This window comes from Streptomyces sp. cmx-18-6 (assembly GCF_046548915.1).
Classification (GTDB): Bacteria; Actinomycetota; Actinomycetes; order Streptomycetales; family Streptomycetaceae; genus Streptomyces.
On sequence record NZ_JAEBEP010000005.1, the window covers coordinates 213,750 to 229,811 of the forward strand.

Below are 16,062 nucleotides of genomic sequence, written 5' to 3' on the forward strand. Positions count from 1 at the left end.
GCCCGCGACGCCGTCAGCCGCCGGTGGCGGGGGACTTCTTCGCTTCCTCGGGGATGGCGGAGTCCTCGCGGATCGCCTTCCACAGCCGGCCGGCCTGCGGCTCGGCCGCGATCACCCGGGCCGGGTCGATCTTGTCGTACGCCACCGGAAGCATGATCGTCTCCATGGTGGCCGGGTCGACGCCGTTCATCGAGCGGGCGAACTCCGCCAGCGAGGTGAGCGAGGCGAGCTCCGAGTCGGTGGTGAGCGACTTGGTGGCCGAGTTGGCGATCTTGTACGAGCTCGCCGGGCTGCTCAGCAGGTCCTGCGACTTGACCTCGCTGAGCAGGGCCATCAGGAACTGCTGCTGGAGGCCGATGCGGCCGAGGTCGCTGCCGTCGCCGATGCCGTGCCGGGTCCGGACGTACGCCAGGGACTCGGTGCCGTTCAGCTTCTGCGGGCCCGCGGTGAGGTTCAGGCCCGACGCCTTGTCGTTGATGTCCTGCGGGACGTCGACGGTGACGCCGCCGATCGCGTCGACCAGGTCCTTGAACCCGGCGAAGTCGATCTCCAGGTAGTGGTCGATGCGGACGCCCGACATCTTCTCCACCGTCTTCACCACACAGGCCGGACCGACCAGCGCGTAGACGCCGTTGAACATCTCGCGTTCCTTGGCCGGCACCGTCGTCCCGTCGGCCTTGGCGCACTCGGGCCGGGTCACCAGGGTGTCGCGGGGGATGGAGACGGCGACGGCCTTGGACCGGCCCTCGGGTATGTGCACCACCATCGCGGTGTCGGAGCGTGCGCCGCCGACGTCCTTGCCGCCGCCCAGCTCCTTGTTCTCCGCCCCGGCCCGCGAGTCCGAGCCCAGGACCAGCAGGTTCTGGCCGCTGGTGGGGAGCTTCTCCGGGCGGTCGTCCCCGAGCGCCTTGTCGATGTCGACGCCCTTGATGTTGCCGTCGAGCTGGCTGTAGAGCCAGTAGACGGTGCCGCCGCCGGCCAGCAGGAGGACGAGCAGGACGCCCAGGGTGATCTTGAGCCCGCGGCGGCGCTTGCGGGGTTTGGCCGCACGTCGGGAGGCACGGGGGCCCGGAGGCATGACGTCGTTGCTCATCCTGTTTCGAGTCCTTGGTCTCGCGGCCCCGTGGGGCTCGGGCGGGTGGACTCGGGTGGGGGGAGAGGCCGGTCCGACATGCGTGGTGCGTAGAACTATAGACAACCGGTCGAGCATCCGTGCGAGTCCGCCAGGACGTCGCCCGGTCGCGCAGCCGTCATGGCGGCGTTGAACGGCTGGGGTCTTCCGCCTGATCCGAGCGAGAGGTGCCGGGGATCTTCATCTCCTGAGCGCCATCTGTTCGATCGCTGTGAGGGTCTAGGATGAGCCGCATTCGAAATCATGTGCACAAGGTCGAACGTCTGGAAGGGTGACGCGGAACGATGCTCGGACGGACTGCCCGCCCGGCCGCCACGGTCGCTCCCACGGCCGGCGCGCTGCGGGGAATCTGGCTCGCCAAGGGCAGGGACGGCCGCCTCGCCGTCTACGCCCCGGCGGAGGGCGGACTCCGGCGCTGGACCGAGACGCGGCCGGGGACCCAGGACTGGGGGCAGCCGGTTCTCGTTCCGGCTTCCGGCCTCACCCACCTGTCGGTCACTCAGGACGCCAACGCCTATGTGCATTTCGTCGGCCGCCGCGAACGGCGCGGGGCCGATGGTCGCGCCGTCGTCGACATCGTGTACGCGATCCAGTACCAGACGGGCCGCCCCGTCTCCGGGTGGCGTTCGCTCGGCAACCCGCACAAGGGCACGGAGGCGGCCGGCCGGCTCGGGGAGCCCGTGGTCGTGGTGACCCCCTCGGAGATGGTCCACATCTTCGTCCGGAACGCGGACGGGGGCCTGACGCTGCGGCGTGAGCAGAGCGACGGCAAGTGGCGGGCCTGGGACGACCGCGGGGGCAGCGGCATCGAGTCGGCCCTCGCCGCGATCGCCCTCGAATCGGGCCGCATCGAACTGTTCGCCACCACGGCGGACGGCATTCTGCACTGGGCCCAGCAGGCCGCGGGCGGGGCGCTCGGCAAGGGGCATCCGGCCCGTCTGGCGGTGGCCCCGGGGACGGTGACGGCTCTGGAGACGGGGCCCGACCGGCCCACGTTCTACTGGACCGACCCCGGGGGCCGGGGCGTGGTGGCCTATCGGGCGGGGGCCTGGCCGACCGCCCTGGGCGGGGTGCCGGGCGAGGGCCCGCACGCCGTGCTCCGTACGCTCCTGGACGGTTACGACTGCACGGTCCTGGCCCATCGCGGGGCCGATGGCAGTGCCGTGGTGGGCGTGGGCGTCACCGAGGACGAGGGGAACGGGGTCTGGTGGTCCGACACGGGAGTGCGATGTATCACCCCGCCGGCCATGGCCCTCGACGCCTTCGGCCGCGTCGTGCTGGCGGTCATCGATGAGGACGGCGTTCCCAGGATGGCCCGGCAGACCGATGAGCCCGGCCTGACGCTCTCCCCGTGGCGAAGACTCTGACCCTTCCGACCCGCGGGCCCTCGCACCCGTACGGGGCTTCCCGCGCACAGACACCCGGTGAGGCGGATCGCCGAAACCCCCAAAGGTTGTGCGCGGCGCAGTATGGCGGATGTCACGCCTATACGTCGAGCACATCGTCGAGTTATGTGCAGAATCTACACATTGACATCCTTTAATGTTCACTTAAGATTTGCGTCTGACGCAACAGTTCGAGAGCTGAGCCGCAGGCGCTCGACGGGGGCGTGCCCGACTTCGAATCGACGGGGATTCGTCGGGCGCGGTGCGCGGTGGCAAGTCGTAGGGGTGCAGGTGATCACTCCTGCCTCGAATTGGAGTGTGAAGCATGGGTGCTGGGCCCCGTCTGAGTGTCATCGTCCCGTTCCAGGACGTCGATGCCTACCTCGCGGAATGCCTGGAGTCCATCGCGCGCCAGACCTTCCGCGACTTCGAAGTGATCATGGTGGACGACGGCTCCACCGACACCTCCACGGAGATCGCCCGCCGCTTCTGCGCGGAGGACCCGCGCTTCCGGCTGATCCGCCAGGAGTCGCACGGCCCCGGGCACGCGCGCAACACCGGGCTCCGCGCCATGCATCCCGCCGGAGAGTTCCTGGTGTTCGCGGACGGCGACGACGTCATTCCCGAGTACGCCTACGAGTTGCTCGTGCGCACCCTGACCGAATCCGGATCGGATTTCGTCTCCGGCAACGTCCAGATGATGAACTCCACCAAGAAGTGGCAGTCGCCGCTCCACAAGGGCCCCATGCAGCGGGACCGCAAGGGCACGCACATAACGCGCTTCGAGGCCCTGATCTACGACCGCACCGTGTGGAACAAGGTATTCCGCCGGTCCTTCTGGGACCACCACTTCATAGAGTTCCCCGAAGGCGTCCTCTACGAGGATTCCTGGGTGAACATGTTCGCCCACTTCCGGGCGAGCAAGGTCGACGTCATCACCGACATCGTCTACTTCTGGCGTCGCCGCGACGGTGGCGCCGCCCCCTCCATCACCCAGCGCCACAACGAGCTGTCCAACCTGCGGGACCGGGTCGCCGCCGTGCAGTCGGTGAGCCGCTTCCTCGGGCAGCACCGCTCGCGCCAGTTCCGGGACCACAAGCGCAAGTACGACCTCGCCTGCCTCAAGTCCGACCTGATGCTGCACCTCAAGGTCCTGCCCGACGCGGACGACGACTACCGCGACGCGTTCATGCACTGGGCCCAGGAGTTCCTGGCCGAGGCGGACTACGACATCATCGAGGAGCTCCCCGCCGACGCCCGGGTCAAGTGGCTGCTCGTCCACCAGGGGCGGCTGGGCGAACTCCTCGACGTCCTGGAGTTCGAGCGCAAGGGCGGACCGCTCCCGGTTCGCCGGCGGCTGCGCCGCTATCTCAACTACCCGCACCTGGAGAACCGGAAGACGGGCCTGTACAAGAGCGACTACCGGCTCGACAAGGAGCTCTCGCCCTTCAGCTCGCTCTCCGAGGCCGAGTGGGACGGCGACTCGCTGGTCCTCAGGGGGTCCGCCTACATCCGGTTCATCAATGTGCACAAACGGCACATGTCCACCAAGATGCTGGCGCTCCGCAACAAGAAGACCGGCAGCAAGCTCGTCAGCCTGGCCAGGACCACCTACTACCCGCAGGCGACCGAGCACTCCAACCAGAGCCGCTACTGCTACGACTGGGCCGGTTTCGAGAGCCGCTTCGACGTCACCCGGCTCCAGCGGAAGGGCCAGTGGGTCGAGGGGACCTGGGACGTCGCCGCCGGCGTGTTCAGCCGGGGCCTGTTCCGGTACAAGGGCATCAGCCGGGGCGGCGCCGGAACCGCCGCCAACCCGGCGTACCGCTATGTCGACAAGAACACCCGCATCCTCCCCCTCTTCATGCAGGGCAGCCTCAAGCTCCGCGTGGAGGTCGTCCGCAGCCGCGTCACGCGTCACCGGGTCGTCGGAGACCATCTGGAGATCGGCGGCGTCCTTCTCCTCCCCGCCGTTCCCGAGTGGGGCAAGTTCCGTGTGACCAGCATGAACGGAGCCGGCCGGCACGATTCCTGGATGACGTTCCAGCCCGGCGGCGAGGGCTGGTGCACCTTCGTCACCCGCGTCCCCCTCACCCACCTCGTTCCCGGCTCCCGGGCGACCGGCGACACCGTCCCCCAGGCATGGACGATGGGCAGCAACGGCTGGAAGATCACCCTGCACGTCGAGGGCCGCAAGGCGCCGCTCTACCCCGTGATGGCGCAGGACGTCGAGGACGGCCACTACCGCATGCCCGCGGCGCTCCAGACCGAGGAGCGGGACCGCGAGGTCGTCGTCCACCGCAACGGCTCCGGTTACGTCGTCCTCTTCGAGCGGGCCGCCCTGCCCCTGCTCAGCGACGGCGAGTGGCTCGCGGACGGCTCGCTGGAGCTGGTCTGCGACTACGCCGGCGCCGACCAGCTCTCTCCCGCCGAGCGGATCAGCTCCCACCTCGTCGTCCGCTCCCGCGCCCACGGCGCCGAGCGCGCGGTGCCCATCCAGTGGGAGGGCCGGCGGTTCCGCTGCGTCCTGGCCCCGGCCGGCATGCGCACCCTCGCCGGAGGCATCCCGCTCGCCGCCGGCCGCTGGGACTTCTTCCTGCGCCGCCAGGACCCCTCCGCGGTGGCCCCGGAGGACCGTTCCCCGGACCTCATGATCAAGATCGACCAGGGGATCATCCCCTCCATGCCCCAGAACCTGGAGGTGGGGGAGCGGCGCTACGAACTCCAGGCCGAGGCGTACGACCGGCTGTCGATGCTGGTGCACTCCGCGATGCCCGAGGACGCGCGGGGCCCGTACCGGCAGAAGCTGCTGCGGACCAAGGCATACCCGCAGGCCCGCCGTGAGCCCATCCGCCCCGCCGTGCTGTTCGACGCCTTCAAGGGCACGCAGTACTCCGACAGCCCCCGCGCGGTGCACGAGGAGATGGTCCGGCGCGGCGTGGACCTCGAACACCTCTGGGTCGTACGGGACGACCAGGTCGACGTACCGCCGACGGCGCGAGCGGTGCGCATGTGGTCGCCCGACTGGTACGAGGCCCTCGCCACGTCCCGCTACGTCGTCGCCAACAACCATCTCCCCGACTGGTTCGTCAAGCGCGCCGACCAGATCGTGGTGCAGACCTGGCACGGCACCCCGCTCAAGAAGATCGGCCACGACATCGAGTCGGTGCACTTCGCCGACCAGCGGTATCTGGAGCGGGTCGAGAAGGAGGTGCAGAACTGGGACATGCTCGTGTCGCCCAACAGCTTCTCCACCCCGATCCTCCAGCGGGCCTTCCGGTTCCCCGGCGAGATGGTCGAGTGCGGCTACCCGCGCAACGACATCCTGCGCCGCCCCGGAACGGAGCACCGGGCTGCTCAGATCCGGCAGCGCATCGGCCTTCCTCCCGGCAAGCGCGTCATCATGTACGCGCCCACCTGGCGCGACGACCAGTTCTACGCGCCGGGGAAGTACAAGTTCGACTTCCGGATCGACCTCGACGACGCCCGGGCCAGGCTGGGCGACGACCACGTCCTCATGGTCCGCCGCCACCCCAACGTCGTGGACCCGGTGCCCGGCGCGGGCGACGGCTTCGTCTTCGACGTGTCCGACTACCCGGACATGGCGGACCTCTCGCTGATCAGCGATGTGATGATCACCGACTACTCGTCGCTGATGTTCGACTTCGTGAACACCGGGCGCCCCATCCTCTTCTTCACCTACGACCTGGACCACTACCGGGACACCCTGCGCGGCTTCTACTTCGACTTCGAGCAGAGCGCCCCCGGCCCGCTGCTCTTCGAATCCGCCCGGCTGATCTCCGCCATCCGCGACATCGACCGGATCCAGGCGGAGTACGGCGAGCGCTACCGCTGGTTCCAGCGCGAGTTCTGCGACCTGGACGACGGATACGCCTCCGCCCGGCTGACGGACCGCGTCCTGGTGGCCGGAGGAGACCTCGACGCCGCGCAGGCGTCCGCCCCGCCGCCGCACGCGACGGCACAGCGGGCCGCGCCGCCGCTCCAGCCGCGTGAGCCCGCCGTGCGAGAGGTCATCGGCGACCACGGGCGGCGACCGACACCGGCCGTCCCCCAGCCGACCACCTACACCGTGACCGCAGCGCAGTACTCCGCGAGGACGGACTCCCTCCATGTCTAAAGCAGTTTCGGGCCGTACCACCGTCACCGGCATCGACGCGTCCGGCGCCTATCCGGTCCACTACCGGTTCAGCCACGCCAAGAGCGGCAACCGGCACCTGGTGGTCGTCTTCGCCAACTTCTCCGCACCGGACGACTACGGCTGGTCGAACGGTGTCCTCGACAACGTCCGCGCCAACATCCTCTGGGTGCGCGACATGTTCGACGGCAAGAACAGCTACTACCTCTGCAAGGACATGGACTTCGAGCTCGAACGGTCCGTCATCACGCTGATCTCCAACGTGATGAACTCCCTCGGCCTCACCCCCGACCAGTGCACGATGTGGGGCGGGTCCAAGGGCGGCAGCGCCGCGCTCCACTTCGGTCTGAAGTACGGATTCCGCAACATCGTCTCCATCGTGCCCATGTTCCGGATCGGCACGTCGGTGCAGAAGCGCCCGGCCATCGCCGACTTCATGATGGGCGGGCAGGTCACCGAGGAGAAGATCCGCGTCCTCGACAGCGTCCTGCCCGATCTCGTGCTCGCGGGAGCGAACCCCTCGGCCAACCTCTATCTGCTCTCCTCCCCGCAGGACGAGAACTACCAGGTCCAGGTGGAACCCTTCCTGCGGCTTTTCCAGAACTACGAGAACTTCAACTTCATCTACAGCGACTCGCCCTTCATCACCGACCACACGACGGTGACCCGGCGCAACGTGCCGGCCCTGATGGGGCTGCTCAACCTCCTCGTGGACGGCATCGCCCCCCGGATCGGGTTCGTCACCAACGGCCATGAGCAGCCCGACGTGGACACCTCCGGCATCAACGGATACCTGAAGGCGACGTCGCAGGTGCGCGCCTCCTTCGCCGCCCCCGTGGTCGACTCGCCGTCCTCCGGCGAGCATGTGCACACCGGGGTCGTGGAGTTCTCCGGGCGAGCGCCGGGAGCGGTGCGGCTGAGTTTCTGGGAGAAGGGGAAGTACGTCGGCTCCCCGGCGGTCCGCCCGGACGGGCGATGGGCCTGGACCCGGGACCAGGGCTGGTCCACGGGCGAGCACGTCATCCGCCTGTTCGCGGTGGACGCGGCCGGGTTCCACTCGCCGCGCACGGAGGTCCGGTTCGTCGTCCCGGCGGCCGGAACGGCCGCGCCGGGCCGGCCGGCCGCCGTGGCCGCTGCCGCCGCACCCGTGGTGACGGCGCCCCTGCCGGACCAGCACCTGCCGGGGCCGGGAGTCGTGATCGCCGGGCACGCCCCGGGCGCGCTCCAGGTGGCGTTCACCGAAGGGGGCGTCTCGCTGGGCGCGACCCCGGTGGCGGTGGACGGGAGCTGGACCTGGGAGGCGCGCTGGGTATGGCCCGAGGGGCCGCACCGCGTCGAGTGCTACGCGATCGACGGGCAGGGCGCGGAGTCCCGCCGCGGCCAGGTCGCCTTCCATGTGGCCGGCGCCTACGTCCCCTCGCCGGCCCCCCACAGCGCGCCCCGCTACTGACGCCTCCCCGGGCCGCTCCCGGCCGTGCCGGCGGGCCAGGTTCTCCCCCGTACCAGATTGGAACCCCAGTCGTGTCCAAACCAGCCCCGACCCGTCCCTTTGAAAACGGGATCGACGCCTCCGGGACGTATCCCGTGGAGTACCGGTTCTCGCACGCCACGAAGGGCAGCCAGCACCTGGTCGTGGTGTTCGCCAACTTCTCCGTGCCGGGCGACTACGGCTGGTCGAACGGCGTCTTCGACAAGCTGCGCGCGAACGTCCTGTGGATCCGCGACCGCTTCCACGGGAAGAACAGCTACTACCTGTGCAAGGGCATGGACTTCGGCCTGGAGCAGTCGGTGGCCGGCCTCATCTCGAACGTGCTGCGCTCCCTCGGGCTGACACCGGACCAGTGCACGATGTGGGGCGGGTCCAAGGGCGGCAGCGCCGCGCTCTACTTCGGTCTGAAGTACGGGTACCGCAACATCGTCTCCATCGTCCCGCAGTTCCGGATCGGCACCTACGTCCTCAAGTACCCGTCCGTGGCCGCGCACATCATGGGCGAGGTCACCGACCAGAACACCCGGGCCGTCGACGACGTCATCGCGAACCTCGTGCGCGCGGGAGCCAACCGCAACGCCAACATCTACGTTCTCTCCTCGCCCCAGGACGAGCAGTACCCGGAGCAGGTGGAGCCCTTCCTGCCGCTCTTCGCCGGCTACGAGAACTTCAACTTCATCTTCAGCGACTCCCCCCACATCTCCGACCACGCCCGTGTGACCAGCAGGAACGTGCCCATGCTCATGGGCCTTCTCAACTTCCTCATCGACGGCGTGGCTCCCCGGCTCGGCTTCGTGCGCAACGGCGGGGAGCGTCCCGACGTCGACCGGTCCGGCATCAAGACCTTCCTGCGGGCGACCGCCAAGGTGCAGCAGGGGTTCGCCCCTCCGGTGGTCTTCACGCCGGCGTCCGGCGAGACGGTGTACGAGCAGAGCGTCGTCCTTCGCGGCAGCGCACCCGGAGCGGTCCGGCTCAGCGTGTGGGAGCGGGGCAAGTTCCTGGCGTCGCCGGAGGTCGCCCCCGACGGTTCCTGGAGCTGGCAGCGCGAGCGCCCGTGGAGCGTGGGCGACCATCCCGTACGCATCCTGGCCGTGGACGCGGCCGGCTACCAGTCGCCGTGGACGGAGGCGAACTTCACCGTGTCCGGTCCCGGGAACGCGGCGGCCGTCCCGACGTACGGCGCCGCGTCGCCGACCGGGGGCACGATCCCGTCGCAGCCCCTGGCGGCCGCAGCCCCCGGACCCCTGGCGGCCCCGGCCCCGGAGGCCGTCATGGCCCCGGGACCCGTGGTGGTCCATCCCGCACCCGGCCAGCACGTCGCGGGCCCGGTCGTCGGCCTGATGGGGCACGCGGTCGGAGCGGTACGGGTGGAGTTCGTGGAGGACGGGCTGCGGCTGGGCATGGCTCCGGTCGGCCCGGACGGCACGTGGTCGTGGGAGTCGGGCTGGTCCTGGACCCAGGGGCCGCACACCGTGGAGTGCCACGCGGTCGACCCGCACGGCAACCTGTCCCCGGGGACCGTGGCCGCCTTCAGCGTCGTGCACGCCGACGCCGCGCCCGCCGGCCCCCGCTACTGACCGGTCAGCCGGTGGCGACCCGCATCAGCAGGGCCCAGTGGTCCGAGGCCGGTGAGCGGACCACCGAACACTCCTGACGGGGCAGCCCGGTGAAGAGGTAGTCGATCTTGTAGCCGCCGCGGTGGGTCTCCCGGGGCCTGCCGGACGACGCGGACTGGTCGCACTCGCGGTAGACGCCGTACGGGCCCTCCACCCCGGCCCACGCATCCGTCACGCCCCGGCCGGGCGGGCCGGTGTTCAGGTCGCCGCCGAACACGGTGCGCGGCCCCGACGCCGCCTCCACCAGCGCCCGCAACTGGTCCGCGCGCAGCTCGGCCGTCACCGAACCCGCCCCGCTCTGCGGCGGGTTGAGGTGGGCGGTGCAGATCCGGACGTCCTCAGCCCCGGCCGTGGCGCACAGGACCGCCCGGCGCAGACCGGTGGCCGGCTGCGGCAGGGAGGCTTCGGCGACCCGGCTCAGGGGAAGGGCGGAGAGGATCCCGTACCCCGCGGTCCCCCGCCCGTCGCCCGTGCAGTTCACGGTGGCGCCGCGCCCGTCCCGGCCCGCCGTGTACGGGCGGAACAGGCTGTGCCACTCACCGCCCAGCGACGCCCGTACGGAGTCGAGGTCGCCGGAGCACATCTCCTGGAGCAGGATGACGCGCGCCCCCGACTCCCGCGCCAGGGCCTCGATCCGCGCCCGCTTCTCCCCGGCCGGGCCGGTGTCCTCGCAGTTCCACTGGCGTACGCCGCAGACGTTCCAGGTCGCGACCGTCAGGGCGCCCCGCGCGTCGGTGACGCCCGTGGCGACGGCGGCCTCCTGCGCACCGCCGAACAGACGCAGGCCGACGCCCAGTCCCGCCAGCGCCGCGAGGAGGCCCGCCGCCGCCACGAGCAGCACTCCGCCGCCGCGGCGACGTGTCCTCCCCGCCGGCGCGGCGCGTTCCGTCGTCAGGACGGCCCGGGAGCCGTCAGCGCCCGCTCGGCCATGTCGATGGCGAGGTACCCCTCCTCGGTCCAGAACAGCGTGGCGACCAGCTCGTGGTCCGCCGACCGGGGGGACGGGGCGATCGTCACCGGCGCGCGCCCGGTGACGTCGACGTCGGCGGAGCGCCGGCGGCCCAGGCGGACCTCCTGGGTCACCCCCTCGAAGCTCACCGCCAGATGGACGTCCCAGACGCCCGGGGTGACCGGCCAGCCGCTGGAGGTCTGGCGGAGGTTGACCCGGGCGGAGAACCGGCCCATCGCCCGGGCCTTCCCCTTGGCGTTGACCAGCTTCTCGTCGCGCCGGGCCGTCACGGAGAACCGCTCCTCCGCACCGCTGCGGCGCTCACGCAGAACCACCTTGGTGTCCCGGTCCCGGGTCGACAGCTGCTCGAAGAAGGCGTGCCCCTCCAACAGCAGGATCGATCCGTTCCAGCGGAGCGTGCCCAGCTCCTGAGTGACCGTCATGCGATCGGTGATGTCGAAGAGTTCGTCGGGAAGCGCGGTGTCCGCATCCCGGAAGAACGGCAGCCTGGTGAAGACCCGGCCGCCCTCGACGGTCTTGCGCGGTTCGGGCTTCTCCCCGTCCAGCTGGTGGGCCGCCAGCTGCCCCGCCTCGGCGAACCGGCCGGCGGACACCAGCGCGAAACGCACGGCCACCGGCCGGGGGAGCAGGGCCGCGGCCCCGGGAGTCAGATGGGCGCTCAGCACCTCCCCGGCCGCCCGCCACACCCGCTCCTGCTCGGCCCCGTCCTGGAGTGACAGCAGGGCCGCCCCCGTCCCCTCGGCGAGCTCGCGCTCCAGGTGCCGGGAGAGCAGGTGGTCCCGCCGGGGCCCCTCGGGCGCCAGGGAGCTTGCGTGCCGCATCAGACGGTCCGCCAGCTCCACCCGCTCACCGGCCGTGGCGGCGGGGCCCGGCCGGCCTCCGTGGATCAGGCAGGGCGGACCGGCCACCACACCGACGCCGTCCGCCGCCACCAGCGCGCTCGCGGTGAAGGCCATCTCGTCGCCCAGGTCCCCGGCGCACGGGAACTCCAGCGCACGGCGACGCAGCAGCTCGGTCCTGAAGAGCTTGTCGGCGGTGAGGATCCAGTAGACGCGCGAGCCGTACAGATCCGCGTACGGCCGCTCCGTGCGGAAGAGACCGGCCGGGGCGGTGTCCGCGCCCGGCCCCTCCGACGCGCCCAGGACGACGTCGGACTCATGGGCGTCGGCCGCCGCCACCAGGCGCTCCAGGGCGTCCTCGGCGAGCCGGTCGGAGCCGTCGAGGAACAGGACATAGCGCCCGGCGGCCCGCGACACGGACCACTCGCGGACCGGGGCGGGACGGCGGGCGCCGCGGTACCGGCCGGTGAGGCGGTTCACCAGCGAGGGTTCCTCGCCGAGCGCGACCACCTCCATGCGGTCCTGGCCGATGGACTGCGCCTGGAGGGAGCCGAAGCAGGCGTCGAGGTCGGCGGACGGACGCCGGTGCAGACGGACGACGACCGTGACATCGCGGAGGTCCGCGGGACGGACGGGGGGCGTGGTGTGCATGGGCCTATCGGTCCTTCGCCGGCATGTGCGGCCGCTGGGGCCAGGGCATGTCCCCGGTGAGCTCGGGCCACTCCCAGGACTGGAAACCGGTGGTGGAGGAGTGCTCGGGGAAGGCTCCGGGCGTGGATGCGAGGTCGCCGACGAAGATGTTCACCGCCGCGGTGATCTTCGCCGATTCCCTGGTGCCCACCGTGTACTCGATCCGGTCGTAGCCGGTGAATCCGGGGGCGGGCGCATAGCTCAGCGTGCCGCCGGCGGTGAGCTCGGCGCTGCCGTGGAGCGCCGGGGTCAGCGAGATCGCGGAGCTGCCGGACGGGGCCTCGGCCAGCAGGTCCACCACGGCCGGCGTGCCGGGGGCCGTCACGACGCGCAGCCCGGGCAGGGTCTGCTTGCGTACGAGGACGGCGTACCCGGTGAGACGGCCGGTGCGGACCAGCGGACCCCCCGGCCGCTCCGGCGTACCGGCCATGATCCGGGGCCGCAGCCGCGGGGCCTTCTTGGGCTCCTTGATCCGCAGCGTCAGCACTCCCGTGCCCACGTCGCCGGCGTCGGCGCGCACCCGGTACCAGCGCTGCCGGGGAAAGTACTCCAGGCCCTGCGTGGAGAGGATCTCCGCCGCTTCGGTGAGCGAGTTCTCCAGCACATAGGCGCAGCCGTACGACCCGCCCGCGTCGGGTGCGACGGTGAGGCTCAGCTCGACGACGTCGCCGGGCGCGGCGCCCGTGTCGGGGGCCACCGAACTGTGCAGGGACGCGACGACCGCGCCCCGGTACGGCTCGGCGTTCACGGCTCGGCCTTCGCACAACAGATGGTTCATACGCCGGACTCCTGGACGGGCGGGCGGGAGACCCGCTCCTTGGTGAGACGGGCGTAGGCGGCGTCGTCCAGCCAGCCCAGCTCGTCGTACGAGAAGCTGCGGCGCTCCAGGCCGGTGACCCAGCCGGCCGGCACCACTTGCTGGGCCAGCAGGCTGCGGGCCACGTAACGGGCGCACTCGATCGCGCCCTCGGGCCGCAGATGGACGTTGTCCGCGTCCTGCACGATCTCCTGGAGCGGCTCGCCGGGCCGCAGGTAGGTGAAGGCACGGGTGGAGTCCTCGGGGCCCAGCTCCCGCCACCACGCGAGGCTCTGCCCGTACAGGTCCACGACCGGCAGGTGCTCCTCGCGCGCGAGCTGCCGCATGGCGGTCGGGTAGTCGCCCAGGAACCGCGACACGTTGCCGTGCCGGTCCACCCGGCGGCGCTCGAACGGAAGCAGCACCACCGGATGCCCGCCGGCCTCCCGGGCCCCGGTGGCGAACGCCCGCATCTGGTCCAGGAACGACCCGAAGGGCTCGGTGTGCAGGCCCTCGCCGGGCTTCCAGTCGATCTGCCCGAAGCCGAAGAGCAGATAGTCCCCGGGCGTCATGTTCTCCAGGATCCACTGGAGCCGCCCGCGTTCCCGGAAGCTCTTGGAACTCGCCCTCGCGCGGGCGCAGTTGACCACCTCCACGTCCTCGGTGAGGAACAGCGGCAGTGCCTGCGCCCAGCCGGCCATCGGCAGATGGCTGACCGGTCTGGTGACCGCGGTGGAGTCTCCGGCGATGAAGATCCGGTGCGGACGCCGGGCGGGCTCGGTCGAGTCGTTCATGGTTCTCCCTGGCCGGTCAGACCGGCGGCACGGGGGCGGGACGGTTCCTGGCGCACGGGCCGGCGCTCACACCGGCTGCGCCCCTTCCTGCTCCCGCAGCTGCTGCGCGGGGAAGTCCGACAGCTCCGGGACCTCGATGGGGAAGTCCTGGATACCGCGGCGGTACAGGTCGTTCGCGGCGTCCTTGAAGCGGACCGTCGACGGCGGGGTGTCCGTGCCGAGCAGGTACTCCTTGAGCTCGGTCCGCTGCTCCGCCATCACGTCCTTCGCCGGGTCGAGCGTCGCCGCGAGGGCCGCCTCCAGGCCCTGGCACTCGGCGTCCAGGAGGTAGGAGGCGGAGGCGGTGCGCTGCTCGTTGCGGAACTCCTCGTCCGGGAGCCCCTCCAGGTTGAAGATGGCGTACGGCTTCCTGGTCACCACGAAGTCCGAGACCACGCTCGACATGTCGCCGATGAGCAGGTCGGACTGGTTGAAGCAGTCGTAGAGCGTCGGGATCTTGCCGGTCACCACGTGGTGGGCCTCGAGCGGCAGGGACTCCCAGTAGAGGGCGCCGGCGCGCTTTTGCAGCTCACGGATCCGCGTGGTCCGCTCGGCCTCGGTGAGGTCGGGGAACGGGGCGCGCTCGCCGCGCTTGCGCAGGTCGGCCAGTTGCTGCTTGATCGCGGCCATCTCCTCGACGGCGCTGTTCGCGTCCAGGACCTTCTGGTCGAAGCGGCGGGCGTTGTCCTCCTCCAGCAGCGCGATGACTCGCCGGTGGGCCTCGGCGGCGCGGGGGGAGCGGGTGCCCGTCAGCGGGTGCGGCTTGTAGATGATCCGCAGCTGCCGCTGGTGGGAGAGCAGGGTCTGGATGAGGCGTTCGCCCGAGGGGATGACCGAGGTGTAGCAGGCGTCGTCCGACCAGCCTTCCCAGGTGGGCGCGTACACGACGGTCGGGATGTCACCGTGGACGGAGCCCGTCCAGGGGGTCAGGGACGTCAGCTGGGGCCGGCCGACCTCGACGATCTGGTCGTCGGTCACCGCGTGCCGGATGCGCTCGTAGCGGTCGCGTCCGGCGCGTCCGGCCACCCATATCTCGTCGAAGACCTTGCTGACGCGGTTGCTGCTGGCCAGCTTGTCGCTGTCGCCGTGGCCGATGAAGACGTGCTTCACGTCGTGGCGCTGGAGCATGTGCACGTTCTTGCCGGCGTTTCCGGGGTAGAGCGCGACCCGCAGTTCGGGCATCTCGAGGCGTGCCAGGTACTCGGCCTTGGGGACGCAGACGATCGGTACGGAGGTGGCCTCCAGGTGGCGCAGGGTGGCCCGCTCGCGCAGCACGATGACGGGACGCAGATCGAGGGACTCCAGGGCCTCCAGCCACATGTTCACCTGGTATATGAAGTCGCGGGATATCGCGGCGAAGGTGAAGTAGAGCGCGACCTGCGGCCGGTACTGGGCGAGCCGCTGGTTCAGTTCGTCGATGGCCGTGTCGGGGGTGGGCAGGGCAAGCGCCCTCTTCGCGCCGGGCAGCAGCAGGAGGACGGCCAGTGCGGCGAGCCCCACGGACACGGCGGCACCGGCGGTGACGTAGGCCAAGTCGTCGGTGGCGATCGTGACGAGCACCCCGACGACCACCGGAAGGTCCAGGTGCAGCATCTTGCGGACGTGCTTGCTCGTCAGGAACCGGTGCGGCGGCCTGCCGATCTCCAGGGCGTCCAGCTCCAGCCCCCGCAGCGTGAACGGCAGGGCGGCGCGCCGGGAGCTGATCCGCTTCTGTATGCCGCTGTAGACGATCTGGAGCGCGAAGAGCGCCAGGAGCGAGACGGCGGCCGCCTGGGCGACGAACGTGTCGAGTCCGCCGATCGCCCCGCACAGGGCGATCAGCAGGAACTGCCTGATCAGGAAGCGGATGGTGAGTCCGAACCGGGAGTTGCGCAACCGGTTCAGGGCCGAGTACCTGGCGGAGTGCAGAAGCAGGTCGGCCGCGTAGCTGATGGCCACGGCGGCGGTGAAGAGGGGCAGGGAAGCCATCACGACTGCCGCGGTCATGACGACGTAGCTGAGGACCAGAGCGGCGGTGACCAGAATCCCCAGTGCGGCCTGACGTGTTGGCTTGCCCATGTTTCGGTCGGCCTTCCTTCGGTTCTTCTGGTGCGGCGCATGGCGAAGACGCTCGCCGTGAACAGGCGAAATGCCGCGTGGCATGGCGAGAGGCCGGG

At 70.7% G+C, this 16,062-nt stretch carries 10 protein-coding genes; 4 read left to right on the forward strand and 6 right to left on the reverse strand.

Features of this window, described 5'->3' with window-relative positions; translation table 11 throughout:
* Positions 1–13 precede the first annotated feature (13 nt).
* On the reverse strand, positions 14–1,093 hold the full coding sequence (locus ACLJPL_RS14090; protein WP_411081147.1) for an LCP family protein: 1,080 nt from the start codon (positions 1,091–1,093) through the stop codon (positions 14–16).
* Positions 1,094–1,416: 323 nt separating this feature from the next.
* Here ACLJPL_RS14090 and ACLJPL_RS14095 point away from each other — a divergent pair, with 323 nt between their 5' ends.
* The 4 genes from ACLJPL_RS14095 to ACLJPL_RS14110 all read left to right on the forward strand — a co-directional run bounded on the left by ACLJPL_RS14095 (position 1,417) and on the right by ACLJPL_RS14110 (position 9,739).
* Positions 1,417–2,499: a hypothetical protein gene (locus ACLJPL_RS14095; RefSeq protein WP_411081148.1), complete on the forward strand. Its 1,083-nt coding sequence runs from the start codon at positions 1,417–1,419 to the stop codon at positions 2,497–2,499.
* Between the two features lie 343 nt (positions 2,500–2,842).
* Positions 2,843–6,655 carry a CDP-glycerol glycerophosphotransferase family protein gene (locus ACLJPL_RS14100; RefSeq protein ID WP_411081149.1) on the forward strand — a complete coding sequence of 1,271 codons (3,813 nt, stop codon included), beginning with the start codon at positions 2,843–2,845 and terminating at the stop codon, positions 6,653–6,655.
* The gene (locus ACLJPL_RS14105; RefSeq protein WP_411081150.1) at positions 6,648–8,123 is read left to right on the forward strand and encodes a hypothetical protein; all 1,476 of its coding nucleotides are present in this window, start codon (positions 6,648–6,650) and stop codon (positions 8,121–8,123) included. Before ACLJPL_RS14100 ends, ACLJPL_RS14105 begins: the two co-directional genes overlap by 8 nt.
* Before the next feature lie 134 nt (positions 8,124–8,257).
* The gene (locus ACLJPL_RS14110; protein ID WP_411081151.1) at positions 8,258–9,739 is read left to right on the forward strand and encodes a hypothetical protein; all 1,482 of its coding nucleotides are present in this window, start codon (positions 8,258–8,260) and stop codon (positions 9,737–9,739) included.
* 4 nt (positions 9,740–9,743) lie between these two features.
* On the opposite strand, the gene ACLJPL_RS14115 is transcribed toward ACLJPL_RS14110, so the two are convergent.
* From ACLJPL_RS14115 to ACLJPL_RS14135, 5 genes are all read right to left on the reverse strand, one after another.
* Complete coding sequence (locus tag ACLJPL_RS14115; RefSeq protein ID WP_411081152.1) at positions 9,744–10,610, reverse strand: endonuclease/exonuclease/phosphatase family protein; 867 nt, start codon at positions 10,608–10,610, stop codon at positions 9,744–9,746.
* A gap of 59 nt (positions 10,611–10,669) precedes the next feature.
* Complete coding sequence (locus ACLJPL_RS14120; protein WP_411081153.1) at positions 10,670–12,238, reverse strand: glycosyltransferase; 1,569 nt, start codon at positions 12,236–12,238, stop codon at positions 10,670–10,672.
* Between the two features lie 4 nt (positions 12,239–12,242).
* Complete coding sequence (locus ACLJPL_RS14125; protein WP_411081154.1) at positions 12,243–13,055, reverse strand: Ig-like domain-containing protein; 813 nt, start codon at positions 13,053–13,055, stop codon at positions 12,243–12,245.
* A complete protein-coding gene (locus ACLJPL_RS14130) occupies positions 13,052–13,867 on the reverse strand; it encodes a rhamnogalacturonan acetylesterase (protein ID WP_411081155.1) in 816 nt (271 codons plus the stop codon). Before ACLJPL_RS14130 ends, ACLJPL_RS14125 begins: the two co-directional genes overlap by 4 nt.
* 66 nt (positions 13,868–13,933) lie before the next feature.
* Positions 13,934–15,964, reverse strand: coding sequence for a hypothetical protein (locus tag ACLJPL_RS14135; RefSeq protein WP_411081156.1), 2,031 nt, complete (start codon positions 15,962–15,964; stop codon positions 13,934–13,936).
* Positions 15,965–16,062 lie beyond the last annotated feature (98 nt).